This is a genomic window from Azospira restricta (genome assembly GCF_016858125.1).
Taxonomy (GTDB): Bacteria; Pseudomonadota; Gammaproteobacteria; order Burkholderiales; family Rhodocyclaceae; genus Proximibacter; species Proximibacter restrictus.
Map to the genome: position 1 here is coordinate 375,903 of NZ_CP064781.1, position 15,089 is coordinate 390,991.

Annotated in this window: 16 protein-coding genes; 4 read left to right on the forward strand and 12 right to left on the reverse strand. The window is 71.9% G+C overall.

What is annotated here, in order from left to right:
* Window positions 1-4 precede the first annotated feature (4 nt).
* Window positions 5-1,114, forward strand: coding sequence for a hypothetical protein (locus IWH25_RS01795; RefSeq protein ID WP_203387652.1), 1,110 nt, complete (start codon window positions 5-7; stop codon window positions 1,112-1,114).
* Here IWH25_RS01795 and IWH25_RS01800 read toward each other — a convergent pair.
* The 9 genes from IWH25_RS01800 to IWH25_RS01840 form a co-directional block, all read right to left on the reverse strand.
* Complete coding sequence (locus IWH25_RS01800; RefSeq protein ID WP_203387653.1) at window positions 1,098-1,715, reverse strand: Maf family protein; 618 nt, start codon at window positions 1,713-1,715, stop codon at window positions 1,098-1,100. The two genes, IWH25_RS01795 and IWH25_RS01800, sit on opposite strands and share 17 nt — an antisense overlap.
* 7 nt (window positions 1,716-1,722) lie before the next feature.
* Entirely contained in the window at window positions 1,723-2,193 is a 471-nt protein-coding gene (gene rlmH / locus IWH25_RS01805; protein WP_203387654.1) for a 23S rRNA (pseudouridine(1915)-N(3))-methyltransferase RlmH, read from the reverse strand.
* A complete protein-coding gene (gene rsfS, locus IWH25_RS01810; protein WP_203387655.1) occupies window positions 2,190-2,558 on the reverse strand; it encodes a ribosome silencing factor in 369 nt (122 codons plus the stop codon). Before rsfS ends, rlmH begins: the two co-directional genes overlap by 4 nt.
* A complete protein-coding gene (gene nadD, locus IWH25_RS01815) occupies window positions 2,548-3,222 on the reverse strand; it encodes a nicotinate-nucleotide adenylyltransferase (RefSeq protein WP_203387656.1) in 675 nt (224 codons plus the stop codon). Before nadD ends, rsfS begins: the two co-directional genes overlap by 11 nt.
* The gene (locus IWH25_RS01820; protein ID WP_203387657.1) at window positions 3,215-4,027 is read right to left on the reverse strand and encodes a BPSS1780 family membrane protein; all 813 of its coding nucleotides are present in this window, start codon (window positions 4,025-4,027) and stop codon (window positions 3,215-3,217) included. Before IWH25_RS01820 ends, nadD begins: the two co-directional genes overlap by 8 nt.
* 50 nt (window positions 4,028-4,077) lie before the next feature.
* Window positions 4,078-4,824, reverse strand: coding sequence for a BPSS1780 family membrane protein (locus IWH25_RS01825; RefSeq protein ID WP_203387658.1), 747 nt, complete (start codon window positions 4,822-4,824; stop codon window positions 4,078-4,080).
* 48 nt (window positions 4,825-4,872) lie between these two features.
* On the reverse strand, window positions 4,873-5,826 hold the full coding sequence (locus IWH25_RS01830) for a homoserine kinase (RefSeq protein WP_203387659.1): 954 nt from the start codon (window positions 5,824-5,826) through the stop codon (window positions 4,873-4,875).
* Between the two features lie 71 nt (window positions 5,827-5,897).
* Window positions 5,898-6,236 (reverse strand): DUF2782 domain-containing protein, encoded by a 339-nt coding sequence (locus IWH25_RS01835; protein WP_203387660.1) that lies wholly within the window; start codon window positions 6,234-6,236, stop codon window positions 5,898-5,900.
* Window positions 6,237-6,267: 31 nt separating this feature from the next.
* Complete coding sequence (locus IWH25_RS01840) at window positions 6,268-6,996, reverse strand: LOG family protein (RefSeq protein WP_203387661.1); 729 nt, start codon at window positions 6,994-6,996, stop codon at window positions 6,268-6,270.
* Window positions 6,997-7,005: 9 nt separating this feature from the next.
* On the opposite strand from IWH25_RS01840, the gene polA reads away from it, so the two are divergent.
* Entirely contained in the window at window positions 7,006-9,753 is a 2,748-nt protein-coding gene (gene polA, locus IWH25_RS01845; protein WP_203387662.1) for a DNA polymerase I, read from the forward strand.
* A 66-nt stretch (window positions 9,754-9,819) separates the two neighbouring features.
* Here polA and cobC read toward each other — a convergent pair whose 3' ends face one another.
* Genes cobC through cobT form a run of 3 tightly spaced genes read right to left on the reverse strand, consistent with a single transcriptional unit; the run spans window position 9,820 to window position 12,148 of the window.
* Window positions 9,820-10,350 carry an alpha-ribazole phosphatase family protein gene (gene cobC / locus IWH25_RS01850; protein ID WP_203387663.1) on the reverse strand — a complete coding sequence of 177 codons (531 nt, stop codon included), beginning with the start codon at window positions 10,348-10,350 and terminating at the stop codon, window positions 9,820-9,822.
* Entirely contained in the window at window positions 10,335-11,093 is a 759-nt protein-coding gene (locus IWH25_RS01855; protein ID WP_203387664.1) for an adenosylcobinamide-GDP ribazoletransferase, read from the reverse strand. The genes cobC and IWH25_RS01855 overlap by 16 nt, the downstream gene beginning before the upstream one ends.
* Window positions 11,093-12,148, reverse strand: coding sequence for a nicotinate-nucleotide--dimethylbenzimidazole phosphoribosyltransferase (cobT, locus tag IWH25_RS01860; RefSeq protein ID WP_203387665.1), 1,056 nt, complete (start codon window positions 12,146-12,148; stop codon window positions 11,093-11,095). The genes IWH25_RS01855 and cobT overlap by 1 nt, the downstream gene beginning before the upstream one ends.
* A gap of 93 nt (window positions 12,149-12,241) precedes the next feature.
* Here cobT and IWH25_RS01865 point away from each other — a divergent pair, with 93 nt between their 5' ends.
* Complete coding sequence (locus IWH25_RS01865) at window positions 12,242-13,282, forward strand: extracellular solute-binding protein (protein WP_203387666.1); 1,041 nt, start codon at window positions 12,242-12,244, stop codon at window positions 13,280-13,282.
* Entirely contained in the window at window positions 13,279-15,084 is a 1,806-nt protein-coding gene (locus IWH25_RS01870) for a GGDEF domain-containing protein (RefSeq protein ID WP_203387667.1), read from the forward strand. Before IWH25_RS01865 ends, IWH25_RS01870 begins: the two co-directional genes overlap by 4 nt.
* Window positions 15,085-15,089: the final 5 nt, after the last annotated feature.

The window sequence follows — 15,089 nt, forward strand, 5'->3', positions numbered from 1 at the left end:
CCGCGTGCCGCACGTCTTCGTCGACATTTCGGCGCACGGCCTCGGCCACCTGGCGCAGACGGCGCCGGTGCTCGACGCGCTGGCCGCACGCAGCCCCAGCTTGCGGCTGACGATCCGCAGCGGCCTCGCCGAGGACCGCCTGCGCCTGCGCATCGCGCAGCCCTTCACCCATCTCCCGGCGAGCAGCGACGTCAGCTTCCTGATGCACGACGCGACGCGCGTCGACCGCGAGCGATCGGCCGCCGCCTACCGCGCGGCGCACGCCGACTGGCCGGCGCAGGTCGCGGCGGAAGCGGACTTCCTCACCGCGCTCGCGCCCGACCTGGTGCTCGCCAACGTCTCCGCGCTGCCGCTCGCCGGTGCGCGCGCCGCCGGCATTCCGGCCGCCGCGCTGTGCTCGCTGAACTGGGCCGACCAGTTCGCCTTCCTGTTCGCCGGCGAGGACTGGGCGGCGAGCATCCACGCGCAGCTGCACGCCGCCTACGCCGGCGCCGAGGTCTTCCTGCGCTGCCTGCCGGCGACCGCGATGCCGACGCTGCCGCGGGTCGTCGACCTGCCGCCGATCGCCCGCGTCGGCCGCGCCGAGCACGCGGCGCTGGCCGCCGCGATCGGCGCCGGCGACGAGCGCCTGGTGCTGGTCGGCATGGGCGGCATCGGCTTCGACCTGCCGCTCGCGCAGTGGCCACAGACACCGGGTATCCGCTGGCTGGTGCGCGGCGCGCCCGCCGGGCGACGCCCGGACGTCACCGACTACGGCGCGCTCGGCTGGCATTTCTCCGACCTGCTGGCGTCGGTCGACGCGGTGGTGACCAAGCCCGGCTACGGCATGTTCGTCGAGGCGGCGGCGGCCGGCACGCCGCTGCTCTACCTGCGCCGCGACGACTGGCCGGAGCAGGACGCGTTGATCGACTGGTTAGCGGCGGAGGCGGTCTGTGCCGAACTCGCCGCGGACGATTTCTCCAGCGGCGGTTTCGTGCGCCAGCTAGCCGCGCTGTGGCGGCAGCCGCGGCGCCGGGTCGCGGCAGACGGTGCCGCAGAGGCTGCCAGGCAGCTGCTCGCGCTGCTCGCCGACGACGGAGCGGCGCCGCGGGAAAAGTTCAGAGCGGGTAGTTGAAGCGGCGCAGCAGCTGCGCCGTCTCGAACAGCGGCAGGCCCATGACGCCACTGTAGCTGCCGGCGATGTGCTCGACGAACATGCCGGCGCGGCCCTGGATGCCGTAGGCGCCGGCCTTGTCCATCGGCTCGCCGCTGGCCACGTAGCGGCGGATGTCAGCCGGATCGAGCGCGCCGAAGCGCACCTCGCTGACCGACAGCACCGTTTCGACGCGCGCCTCGCAGCAGACGGTGACTGCGGTCAGCACGCGGTGCGTCCTGCCCGACAGGCGGCCGAGGATGCGCATCGCGTCGGCGGCATCCAACGGCTTGCCGATGATCTCGTTGTCGAACTCCAGCGTCGTGTCGGCGGACAGCACCGGCTGCGGCCGCAGGTGCCGCCAGCCGACGCAGCGCCAGCCGTGCTCGGCCTTGGCGCGGGCGACGCGCTGCACGTAGGCGACCGGGTCCTCGCCGGGTTGCGGCGTCTCGTCGGTCTCGACATCGGCGCGGGTGCCGTCGCGGAACAGCAGCGTGTCGAACTGCACGCCGAGCTGGGTCAGCAGCTCGCGCCGGCGCGGGCTGCGCGACGCGAGGTGGATGCGGGGAGCGAGCAGGCTCACGGACGACTCATCCTTCGCGGTGGTACGGGTGGTTCCTGATCACGCTGGCCGCGCGGTAGAGCTGCTCGCACAGCACCAGCCGCGCCATCGCGTGCGGCAGCGTCAGGCTGGACAGGCGGATCATGTCGTCGGCGCGCGCCTTCAGCTCGGGGTCGAGGCCGTCAGCGCCGCCGATCAGGAAGGCGGTGTCGCCCCCTTCCCGCATCCAGCCCTCCAGGCGCTGCGCCAGCTGCTGCGTGGTCAGGTCCTGGCCGCGCTCGTCGAGCGCGACGACGCGCCCGCAGCCGGCGATCGCCGGCACGATGCGCACCTTCTCGGCGGCAGTCAGCTGTTCACGGGTCCTGCTGCCGCGCGGCTCGGGCTTGATCTCGACGACCGACAGCGGCAGTTCGCGCGGCATGCGCTTGATGTATTCGCTGCAGCCTGCCGCCACCCAGTCCGGCATCTTGTGGCCGACGGCGGCGATCACCAGCTTCATGCAGCGGCGCCGTCTTCTTCGACGGCGAGCCGGCGCTTCGCCGGCCGCGCCGCCCACAGTTCCTCGAGGTTGTAGTGCGCACGGATCGCCGGCTGCATCACATGCACGACGATGTCGCCCAAGTCCACCAGCACCCATTCGCCGTTGTCCTCGCCCTCGACCGAGAGCACCTCGCCGCCGGCCTCGGCGACCTTCTCCTGGACGTTGCGCGCGAGCGCCTTCACCTGGCGGTTGGAGTCGCCGCTGGCGATGACGATGCGATCGAACAGGGAGGTCAGCTTGGTGGTGTTGAGGACTTCGATGTCGCGCCCCTTGATGTCTTCGAGGGCGGATACAACCAGTTTCTGCAGCTTTCTAAGGTCCATCGTGGCGTCGGTAGAGGTGGTGAAGTTCAATATAGTCGATAACCGGCTGCGGCAGCAAATAGCGGGCGCTGCGGCCCTGCGCCAGCAATTCGCGGACCTGCGTCGCGGACACGGCGAGCGGCGTCATCGCGAAGCCGAGCACGCGCCCGGCCGGCGCCGCGGCGAGCGCGGCGGGATCGTCGCCGGGCACGCTGCGCGCCAGGTGTTCGTCGCGCAACGCGGCGGGCAGCGTCGACGCGTGTGCGGCGAGGCCGGCGCGGTGCGCAACGGCGACGTGCGCCAGCGCGAAGATCTCCCGCCAGCGGTGCCAGCCGGCGAGCCCGGCGTAGGCGTCGGCGCCGAGCAGCAGCACCAGCGGCTGCGCCGGACCGAGCTCGCCGCGCAGCCGCTCGAGCGTCGGCACGGTGTAGCTCGCCTCGCCGCTCTCCGCTTCCGCCGGGTCAAGCACGAAGCGCGGGTTGCCGGCGATCGCCAGCTCGACCAGGCGCAGGCGGTGCGCGGCGTCGACCCGCGGCGCCTCGCGGTGGCGCGGCTGGCCGGCGGGGATCCAGCGCACGCAGGCGAGACCGAGCGCGTCGGCGGCCTCCTCGGCCAGCCGCAGATGGCCGACATGCACCGGGTCGAAGGTGCCGCCGAAGACGCCGAGCGGCGACAGTTCAGGCATCAGCGGGCGGCTCGTCCGGCAGCGGCGCCGGCTCGGCGGCGTCGCTGGTCGTGAACACGTCGCGGTAGGTGACGTAGAAGCTGGCGATCACCGTCGGCGCCAGGATCAGCAGCAGCGGCACGATCGCCAGCGAGGTGATGAAGCCGGCCGCCTCCGGCGCCGCCGCGACGAACAGCCCGAGCACGATCCCCGGCAGCACGCCGCCGAAGACCAGCACGCAGGCGCCGTAGGCGAGGAAGGGCTTCCAGTTGCGGACGCAGGCGACGAAGCTGAAGAACAGCGCCTTGCCGGCGTCGAAGCCGTGCCATGCGACCAGCACCGGCGCGTACCACCAGGCCATGATCACCGGCATCATCAGGATCAGCGCGATCTGGGCGGCGGCGATGAAGCCACCGCCGGCAATGTCCTCCTCGCTCGGCTTGTAGCTGCCGATCATGCTCTGCATGAACAGGCCGCCGTCGGCGAGCGACGACGCGGCGAGCACGAACAGCGTCGCCGCCAGGTAGAGCGCGCCGAGCACGTAGAGCGTCTTCTTCTGCAGCCTGAAGCCGGAGAAGAGCACCGGGAAGAGCAGCGCGCGGCCCTGGTCGACGTCGCGGCAGGCATTCATCAGGCCGACCGAGAAGGCCGGGATGGTCAGCGTCGCGAGCACCGGCCCGACCATCGGCAGCGAATTGACGAAGGCGATCAGCAGCCAGTAGCCGAGGATGATCATCGTCAGCTGTGCCGGGTTCTTGCGGAACAGCGCGAAGCCGGCGCCGAGCCAGCTCCAGCCCTGCCGTGCGGTGAGCCTGCGCGCCTGCATCTCAGCAGGTCTCCGCGCGGCGGAAGGAAGGGGGAGCGAAGCGGATCATGTCAGCCAAGAAAGATGTCCTTGTGCGAAGCGTGCAGCGCCCCGATCAGCACCGGGATCAGCACGAAAAAACCGAGCCCCAGCGGCAGCGCCGCGAAGAACGCGAGCACCAGCGCGAGCAGGGCGAAGACGATCATCGCCAGCCAGTTCTTCAGGCTCGCCGCGAAGCTCGCCTGCAGCGCGGCAAGCGGCGCCATGCCGTTGAAGTAGATCAGCGCCGGCGCGAACCACGTCGCCAGCAGCAGCGGGATGCCGAGCAGCAGCTTGAGGACGAAGGCAATGAAGAAGCCGGCCATGCCGATGCCCATCCCCATGCCCGGCTGCCCGGCGATGCCGGCGAGCACCCCGCCGGCGACGCCGCCGCCGGCGACGACCGCCACCACGAGCAGGATCAGCGCCCAGCCGGCCATCAGCAGCAGGCCGAGCATCACCAGCGGACCGCTGTTGCGCTGGAAGCCGGCGAGGAAATCGGCGAGTTCGAAGCGCCCCTCGTCGCCGAGGCGCTGCACCGCGTGCAGCAGGCCGGCGAGCAGCGCCGGCAGCAGCAGCACGGCGACCAGGCTGCCGATCAGCGGTACGATCTGCAGCGCGAAGAAGACGACCAGCAGCAGCACGCTCATCGCCAGCCACTGCCCGGGGTCGGCGGCGAACACCGCCCAGCCCTGGCGCAGCCACTGGAAGGGCGCGTCCGGCGGCACCACCCGCGGTTCGCCGGAGAAGGCGACGGGGGAGAGCGGAAACGGAGTCATGGCCGGGTCTCGTGTGGGAACGGGGAAATGCTAGCCGCGCCCCCGCCCTCAGGCAAGCCGCAGCGGCGCATCGCCGAGCGCACGCCGCGCCAGCAGGATGCGGCGATAGGCGTCCGGATCGCGGACGGTGACCGTCTCGCCCGGCTGCGGGCAATGGAAATCCTCCAGCCGCGACAGCCAGAAGCGCAGCGCCGCGGCGCGCAGCTGGCGCGGCCAGGCGGCGAGTTCGGCGGCGGTGAGCGGCCGCGCCGCGTGGTAGGCGGCGAGCAGCGGCTGCAGGCGGATCGCGTCGAGGCCGCCGTCGTCGTCGCACCAGTCGTTGGCGACGATCGCGAGGTCGAACAGGAAGTCGCCGCGTCCGGCGAAGTAGAAGTCGAGCAGGCCGCCGATCCGGGGCGCATCGCCATCACCGACGAACAGCACGTTGTCGCGGAAGAGGTCGGCGTGGATCACGCCGGCCGGCAGCGCCGCCGCCGGCGCGCCCTGCGCCGCCAGCTCGTCGGCGAGCAGCGCGGCGTCCGCCGCCGGCAAGAGCGGCCGCAGGCGGGCGGCGGTGGCCGCCACCCAGTCGCTGCCGCGCGGATGCGGCGGCGCCGGAAAGTCGCGGCCGGCGAGGTGCAGGCGGGCGAGCGCGGCGCCGGCGGCAGCGCACTGCGCCGGCGTCGGCCGCAGCACCGAGGCGCCGGCCAACCGCGAGAAGAGCGCCGCCGGCCGCCCGTTCAGTTCGCCGAGCAGGCGCCCGTCGCGCATCGGCCGCGGCGCCGGACAGGGGATGCCGTGCTGCGCGAGGTGCGCCATCAGGTCGAGGTAGAACGGCAGCAGCGCGGCGTCGACGCCGCGCTCGAACAGCGTCAGCACGTGCCGGCCGCGTTCGGTGTCGACGAAGAAGTTGGAGTTCTGCACGCCCTCGGCGATGCCGACGAGCGCGGTCGGCGCACCGAGGTCGTAGGCCTCGAGCCAGACGGCGAGCTGTTCGCGGGAGACGGAGGTGAAGACGGACACGTCGCGGAGAAGGATTTCGGCGGTTCAGGGGACCGGCGGACGCGGCGCCGGCCGGCCGGGGCAGCGGGAACTCAGAAGGTCTTGATGATCCACATCGGGACGCGGGTGCGGTCGTCGAGCGTCTCCATGCGCGTGAAGTTGCCGTCGCCCTGGGTATCGACCAGGTAGTACGGAACGCCGTGCGGCGGCGTCACCTTGAGCATGTAGACGCGGCCCTCCATGCGGAACTCCTCGATCGTGTCGCCCTCGCGCTTGCGGATCGTCACCTGCGGCTCGAGCGCCGCGTCGAAGGGAACGATCTCGGGCGGCGGCGGCGGCACCGCCGGCAGCGGTTGCAGGTCGGCGGGCTTGCCGCCCTGGGCGAGGGCGGCGGTGGCGACGAAGGCCAGGAGCGGAAGGAGGCGGCGCATGTGGAATCCCCGGGAATATTCCGGAATTGTATTACAGGTTGAGCAGCATCTCCCGCTCGTCGGCCGACGGCAGGAAGCCGCGGGTCTCGTAGTGCTTGAAGATCGCCTCGACGATCTCCTCCGGCTTGTCGAGCACCTGGATCAGGTCCATGTCCTCCGGCGAGATCATTCCCTCGTCGACCAGGCGGTCGCGGAACCAGTCGATCATGCCGCGCCAGAACGGCGCGTGCACGAGGATGATCGGGATGCAGCGGGTCTTGCCGGTCTGCATCAGCGTCAGCGCCTCCATCAGCTCGTCGAGCGTGCCGAAACCGCCGGGCATCACCACGTAGGCGCTGGCGAACTTGACGAACATGTACTTGCGCGCGAAGAAGTGGCGGAAGGTCTGCGAGATGTCCTGGTAGGCGTTGGAGTGCTGCTCGTGCGGCAGCTGGATGTTGAGGCCGACCGACGGGCTCTTGCCGTGAAAGGCGCCCTTGTTCGCCGCTTCCATGATGCCCGGACCGCCGCCGGAGATCACCGAAAAGCCCGAATCGGAAAGCCTGAGCGCGATCGCCTCGGCCAGTTCGTAGTATGGCGTGCCCGGCTCGACGCGGGCGCTGCCGAAGATCGACACCGCCGGCCGGATCTGTGCCAGGCGTTCGGTGGCGGCGACGAACTCTGCCATAATGCCGAAGATCCGCCAGGATTCGCGCGCCGAGACCGACTGCGCCAGTTTTTCGGGGTCCGCCTGCGGCGGCAATTTCTCTTTTTCGTTCATCGCTCAATCATGTCCGTGCTGCTTCTGGTCGACGGCTCGTCGTACCTCTATCGCGCTTTCCACGCGCTGCCCGACCTGCGCAACAAGGCGGGCGAGCCGACCGGCGCCATCGTCGGCGTGTTGAACATGCTACGCCGGCTGGAAAGCGACTACAAGGCGAGGGACGTGGCGTACAAGGCCTGCGTCTTCGACGCCAAGGGCAAGACCTTCCGCGACGACTGGTACCCGGAGTACAAGGCGCATCGGCCGCCGATGCCGGACGACCTGGCCCGCCAGATCGAGCCGCTGCACGCCTGCATCGAGGCGCTCGGCTGGCCGCTGATCGTCGAGCCCGGCGTCGAGGCCGACGACGTGATCGGCACGCTCGCGCGGCAGGCGGCGGCGCAGGGCATCGAGGTCGTCATCTCGACCGGCGACAAGGACCTCGCGCAGCTCGTCGACAAGCAGGTGACGCTGGTCAACACGATGAGCGAGGAAGTGCTCGACGAGGCCGGCGTGATCAACAAGTTCGGCGTGCCGCCGGAGCGCATCGTCGACTACCTGACGCTGATCGGCGACGCCGTCGACAACGTGCCGGGGGTGAACAAGTGCGGCCCGAAGACCGCGGTGAAGTGGCTGACGCAGTACGGCACGCTCGACAACCTGGTCGCGCACGCCGGCGAGATCGGCGGCGTCGCCGGCGACAACCTGCGCCAGGCGCTCGCGTTCCTGCCGCTCGGCCGCAGGCTGGTCACCGTCGCCTGCGACCTGCCGCTCGCCGAGACGCCGCAATCCCTGACGCCGCGGCCGATGCAGCGCGAGCGGCTGATCGAGCTGTTCACGCGCATCGAGTCGAAGAGCTGGCTGCGCGAGGTGAGCGGCGAGTCTGCCAACACCACCGCCGGCAATGGCGCCGTGCCCGTCGACGCGGCCGCGGCGCCGGCCGTCGCCGCGTCGCTGTTCACGCCCGACCGCTCGGCCTACGAGACGGTGCTCGACTGGCCGGCGCTGGAGCGCTGGCAGGCGAAGATCGAGACCGCCGAACTGACCGCCGTCGACACCGAGACGACCAGCCTCGACCCGTTCGCCGCGCGCATCGTCGGCATCTCGCTGGCGACCGCGCCGGGCGAGGCCTGCTACATCCCGCTCGCGCACCACTACGCCGGCGTCCCCGAACAGCTGCCGCGCGACGAAGTGCTGGCGAAACTCAAGCCCTGGCTCGAATCGGACCGGCACGCCAAGCTCGGCCAGCATCTGAAATACGACCAGCACGTCTTCGCCAACCACGGCATCGCGCTCGCCGGCGTCAGTCACGACACGCTGCTCGAATCCTACGTGCTCGAATCGGACAAGGGCCACGACCTCGGCCAGCTCGCGTCGCGCCACCTCGGGCTCGACACGATCGCGTACGAATCGCTGTGCGGCAAGGGCGCGAAGCAGATCGGCTTCGACCAGGTGGCCATCGCGCAGGCAGCCGAGTACTCGGCCGAGGACTCCGACGTCACGCTGCAGGTGCATCGCGCGCTGCTGCCGCGCATCGACGCCGAGGCCGGCCTCGCGCGCATCTACCGCGAGATCGAGATGCCGGCGCGCGAGGTGCTCTGGCGCATGGAGCGCAACGGCGTGCTGATCGACGCCGCGCTGCTCGCGCAACAGAGCCACGAGCTCGGCACGGCGCTGCTCGCGCTGGAGCAGAAGGCGCACGAGCTCGCCGGCCAGCCGTTCAACCTCAATTCGCCGAAGCAGCTCGCCGAGATCCTGTTCGCGAAGCTCGGCCTGCCGGTGCAGAAGAAGACGCCGTCGGGCACGCCGTCGACCGACGAGGAAGTGCTCTCCGAACTGGCGCTCGACTACCCGCTGCCGAAGGTGCTGCTGGAGACGCGCACGCTGTCCAAGCTGAAGAGCACCTACACCGACAAGCTGCCGCGCATGGTGAACCCCGACACCGGTCGCGTGCATACCAGCTACTCGCAGGCGAGCGTGATCACCGGCCGGCTGGCCAGCTCGGAGCCGAACCTGCAGAACATCCCGGTACGCACCGCCGAGGGCCGCCGCATCCGCGCCGCCTTCGTCGCCCCCGAGGCGGCGAGCATCGTCTCCGCCGACTACTCGCAGATCGAGCTGCGCATCATGGCCCACCTCTCGGAGGATCCGCGCCTGCTGGAAGCCTTCGCCGCCGGCGAGGACGTGCACCGGGCGACCGCGGCCGAGATCTTCGGCGTCACGCCGCTCGAGGTCGGCCCCGACCAGCGCCGCGTCGCCAAGGTCATCAACTTCGGCTTGATCTACGGCATGAGCGCCTTCGGCCTCGCTCGCCAGCTCGGCCTCGAGCGCAGCGCGGCGCAGGCCTACATCGAGCGCTACTTCGCGCGCTATCCCGGCGTCGCCCGCTACATGGAGGAGACGCGCAACGCGGCGAAGCGCGACGGCTACGTCGAGACCGTCTTCGGCCGCCGGCTGTGGCTGCCCGACATCCGCGCGCAGCAGGTCGGCCGCCGCCAGGGCGCCGAGCGCGCGGCGATCAACGCGCCGATGCAGGGCACCGCCGCCGACCTGATCAAGCTGGCGATGGTCGCCGTGCAGCGCTGGCTCGATGCGAAAAACATGGCGACGAAACTGGTGCTGCAGGTGCACGACGAACTGGTGCTGGAAGTGCCGGACGGCGAGCTCGCCGAGGTCCGCCTCGAACTGCCGCGGCTGATGACGCAGGTGGCGAAGCTCAGTGTGCCGCTGGTGGTCGAGGTCGGCGTCGGCCGCAACTGGGACGAAGCCCACTAGGGCCTCGCGCCAAGAGGCGCACTGGGCGCTGCCGACCGGCGGCCCGGGGAAGCTCGCCGCCGGACCTTACCGTCGCGGCCCGGGCCACGTCAGCGTCACGCATTCCCCGTAGGCGAACCTGAGCTGCGACCATTCCGCCGCCGGCAGCCCGCGCGCGTGGCCGAGCGCGGCGCGCATGACGCCGGCGTGGGTGACGACGACGCAGGCGGCCAGCCCTTCCGCCGCCAGCGCATCCAGCGTCGCCACGCTGCGCGCCTGCAGCATCGCCGCCGACTCGCCGCCAGGCGGCGCGTGGTGCAGCAGGTCGGCGGCCCAGGTGTCGAGCGCGGCGACGCCGATCTCGTCCCAGCGCTTGCCCTCCCAGTCGCCGAAGTTCATCTCCATCAGCCCCGGCGCGAAGCGCGGCGCCGGGTGCAGCGCCTCGGCCAGCGCGCGGCAGCGCGCGAGCGGGCTGGAGATCAGCGGCAGGCCGGGCGGCAGCTGCGCGCGCAGTGCGGCGGCAGTGGCCGCGACGTCCTCCGCCACCAGGTCGAGCTGGCCGTAGCAGATACCGGGCGCGACCTGCGGCCGCGGGTGGCGGATCAGGAAAACCTGCACAGCAGGCCGAAGTAGAACGCCAGCTCGGCGAGCTGCTGCGTCGCGCCGAGGCAGTCGCCGGTGTAGCCGCCGAGGCGCCGCGCGAACTTGCGCGCGAGGAAGGCGGTCGCGGCGACGGCGAAGACGAGGCCGGCCAGCGCGCCGGCCGGCGGCAGCAGCGCCAGCGCGACCAGGCCGAAGACCGCGGCGAGCGCCAGTTCGCCGCGCGAGAGCCGCGTCGCCAGCGGCTTCGCCTTGCCCTCCTCGCGCGCGTAGTCGAGGAAGCGCAGCAGGCCGGTCGCGCACAGCCGCGACAGCGCGTGGCCGGCGATCAGCGCCGGCGCGACCAGCAGCATGTCGAGCTCGACCAGCGCCATGAACTTGCCGAGCAGCATCAACACCAGCGCGATCGTGCCGTAGCTGCCGATGCTCGAGTCCTTCATGATTTCCAGCGTGCGCTCGCGCGTCCAGCCGCCGCCGAAACCGTCGACCATGTCGGCCCAGCCATCCTCGTGAAAGGCGCCGGTAACCAGCAGCGTCGCCGCCATCGCCAGCAGCACGGCGAGCGTCTTCGGGAAGAAGAAGGAGGCGAAGGCGAAGGTCAGCGCGCCGATCAGGCCGACCACCAGGCCGACCAGCGGGAAGTAGCGCGCCGAGTGGTTGAGCGCTTCCGGCGAATGGCAGACCCAGGCCGGCACCGGCAGCCGCGTGAAGAAGCGGACGGCGCCGAAGAAGTACGCGAGCTCGCGGCGCAGCGGGTTCATCAGGCCTTTTCCGAGACGCCGGCCGACTCGAAGCTGGCCATCTCGTCGAGGAAGGCCACCGCCGCGCGCAACAGCGGCCAGGCCAGCGCGGCGCCGGTACCTTCGCCGAGGCGCAGGCCGAGGTCGATCAGCGGCGTAGCGCCGAGCGCGGCGAGCTGCGCCTGGTGGCCGGGCTCGGCCGAGCGGTGGCAGAACACCGCATAGTCGACGATCGCCGGCTGCAGACGCGCGGCGACGAGGAAGGCGGAACCGACGATGAAGCCGTCGACGAGCAGCACCAGTCCGGCCTCGGCGGCGCCGAGCATGGCGCCGGCCATCATCGCGATCTCGAAGCCGCCGAACTCGGCGAGCACCGCCAGCGCATGCTCGCCGCCGCCGGTCGCCGTCGCCGGCAGCCCGGCGCGCGCCGCGGCCCGCGCCAGCAGTTCACGCTTCCGGGCGAGGCCGGGGTCGTCGAGTCCGGTGCCGCGGCCGATGCAGTCGGCGAGCGGCGTGCCGGTCAGGTGGTGGGTGAGCAGCGAGGCGGCAGCGGTGTTGCCGATGCCCATCTCGCCGAAGCCGACGACCTTGCAGCCGGCGGCCGCCAGCTCGCGCGCCAGCGCCGCGCCGCGGGCGAGCGCGCTGTCGCGCTCGGCCGCGGTCATCGCCGGCTCGTCGAGGTAGTTGCGCGTACCCGGCGCCACCTTGGCGTCGATCAGGCCGTCGCGCGGACCGAAGTCGTGCGCGACGCCGGCGTCGACGACGGACAGGCCGAGGCCGTTGGCGCGCGCAAAGACGTTGATCGCGGCGCCACCGGCGAGGAAATTCTCCACCATCTGCCAGGTCACGTCCTGCGGGAAGGCCGAGACGCCGGCCCTGGCCGCGCCGTGGTCGCCGGCGAAGACGATCATCTGCGGCTGGTCGAGGCGGGGGCTGAGCGTCTGCTGGACGAGGCCGACCTTGAGCGCGAGCCGCTCCAGTTCGCCGAGCGCGCCGAGCGGCTTGGTCTTGTTGTCGATCTTGCGTTGCAGCTCGGCAGTGAGCGCAATATCCGGGGAGGCGATGGCGAAGTTCATGGCAGAATGGGATCAAAAACGCGTGAACGCCGCGGCAGCAGCCCGCCGCGGCAAGCCCGGAGTATAACCGCAGGAGCAGCGGCCACCCCCCACATGCGCCGAATCGTCTGCAGCAGCCTCCTGATCGCCGCGCTCGCCGCCGGCACCGCCTGGGCGGCGCCGGCCCTGCGCGTGCTCGCCTGGCCGGGCTACGTCGAGCCGGAGGTCGTCGCCGAATTCCGCGCGCGGCACGGCGTCGAGGTCGAACTGACCATCGTCGACAACGACGACGCGCTGCTCGAGAAGATGCGCAACCGCGCCGGCGGCGACTTCGACCTGGTCGCCGCCAACACCGCCGAGATCGCCCGCTACGCCGCCGCCGGCTGGCTGCAGCCGGTCGATGCGGAGCGCATTGCCGCCCGCCGCGCGCAGGCGCCGCGCTTCCGCGATCCGGCCGCGCTGCCCGGTCTGGTCCGCGACGGGCGGGTCTATGGCATCCCCTTCACCTACGCCGAGATGGGCATCATCTACGACCGCAGCGCCTTCGCGCAGCCGCCGGAATCGCTCGCGGTGCTGTGGGACCCGCGCTATCGCCGGCGCGTGCTCGTCTTCAACGGCTCCTCGCACAATTTCTCGCTGGCCGCGCTGCGCCTCGGCCTCGCCTCGCCGTTCCGGATCGGCGACGGCGACTGGCCGGCCGCCGTCGACCAGCTGCTCGCGCTGCGCCGCAACGTGCTCGGCTTCTACAGCCAGCCCGACGAGGCGGCCGACCTGTTCATCCGCCACCGGGCCGTGCTGCTCTTCGCCAACTACGGTTCGCAGCAGGTCAAGGCGCTCGCCGACCGCGGCGTCGAGGTCGGCTACTTCATTCCGCGCGAGGGTGCGCTGGCCTGGCTCGACTGCTGGGCGATCGCGCGTGGCGCGCGCGACCGCGCGCTGGCGCACGCCTTCATCGACCACCTGCTCGGCGACACCGCCAGCCGCCTGCTCGAGCAGCGGCAGGGGCTGTCCAGCACGCGCCGCGGCGAGGCGATCCAGGCCGCCGGCGGGCGGCCGCCGCACTGGCTGATGCCGGTCGAGAACGCGGAGCGGCGCGCGCGCCTGTGGCAGCGCATCGTCTCCGGCGACCGCCGCGAGAAGGTGCTGCAGCCATGAGCGGCAGGGAGCTGTTCGCGCTGTCGCTGGCACGCCGGCTGGCGCTCGCCTTCGCGCTGCTGGCGCTGTTCGCCGCTGGCCTGACCGGCTATTTCGCCTACCGCGACGGGCGCGCGGCGCTGATCGTCACCGCCACCGAGCAGCTGGCGACCGCCACCCGCGTGCTCGGCGGCCGCATCGCGATGACGCTGGACGGCGTCGAGCGCGACCTGCAGCTGCTCGCCCGCCACCCCGACAGCAGCTCGGCGCTCACCGGCGACGAGGTCGGCCGGGAGCACATCGGCGAACTGTTCTCGGCGCTGCTCGCCAGCCGCCCGGCCTACTTCCAGATCCGCCTGATCGCCGCCGGCAACGGCATCGAGGTAGCGCGCGTCGACCGCGCCGCCAGCGGGCCGCTGCGCATCGCCGGCGACGACCTGCAGGAAAAGGGGCACCAGCCCTACGTCTTCGAGACGCTGGCGCTGCCGCCGGGCGGCGTCTTCGCGTCGCCGGCGACGATCAACCGCGAGAGCGGTGCCCACGACGCCGAGGGGCGCCCGTCGGCGCAGCTGGCGATGCGGGTCAGCGACGGCGAGCGGGCGCTCGGCGTCGTCGTCATCAACCTCGACCTCAACGGCCTCTTCCACCTGCTGGCCACCGATCTGCCGGGCGGCACCACCGTCTACCTGACCAACGGCGACGGCGACTTCCTGATCCACCCCGACCCGCGCAAGGCCTTCGCCTTCGACCGCGGGCAACGCGCGCGCATCCAGGAGGTCTTCCCGCAGACGGCGGCGCTGCTCGCCCCCGGCAACGCCGAGGTCAGCTTCCGGACGACCCCGGAGCACAGCGCCGACGAACACCTCGCCAGCTTCGTCGGCGTCGACGCGCTGCCGTCGGCGTGGCGCGGCGCCGGCGGCGAGCGCGGCGTGCACTTCCTGCTCGGGCTGGCGCAGCCGCTCTCCGGCGTGCTGACGGAGAGCGGCGAACTGGCCGCCAACGCGACGCGCAACGTGCTGCTCGCCGGCGTCCTCGCGGCGCTGCTCGCCTTCGTGCTGGCGCGCGCGGTGACCGCGTCGCTGCGCCAGATCGAACAGGCGATGGCGCACTTCGGCAAGCCCGGCGCGCTCGACCTGCCGACCGACCGCCAGGACGAGATCGGCGCGCTGGCGCGGCGCTTCGCGGCGATGCAGCAGCAGATCCGCGCGCAGCTGGTGACGCTCGAGGCGCAGCGCCAGGCGCTCGACCACGAGGCGCAGCACGACTGGCTGACCGGGCTGGCCAACCGCCGCAGCCTGATCGGCTTCCTGCCGCAGGCGCTGGCGCGCGCGGCGCGGCAGGGAAACGGGCTGTCGCTGTTCTTCATCGACCTCGATGGCTTCAAGCCGATCAACGACACCCACGGCCACAGCACCGGTGACCGCGTGCTGGTCGACATCGCCGGCCGCCTCGCGCACGGCGTGCGCGCCGGCGACTTCATCGCCCGCCCCGGCGGCGACGAATTCGTCGTCATCTGCGAGGGGCTGCATACCGCGGACGAGGCGAGCCGCGTCGCCGACAAGCTGATCCAGCTGATCGGCACGCCGATCGAGCTGGCCGACAAGGGCCTCTGGCTGCAGGTCGGCGCCTCGATCGGCATCGCCTGCTACCCCGGCGACGGCGACGACGCCGAGACGCTGACCGGCGCCGCCGACCGCGCGATGTACGCGGCGAAGACCGCCGGCCGCGGCATTTGGTGCCTGGCCGGCACGCTCGATGCGGAAAAGCCGGCGGCGGGCGATAATCCGGCCGCGCGCGACGCGGCGCGCCAGACCACGGACTGAAGACA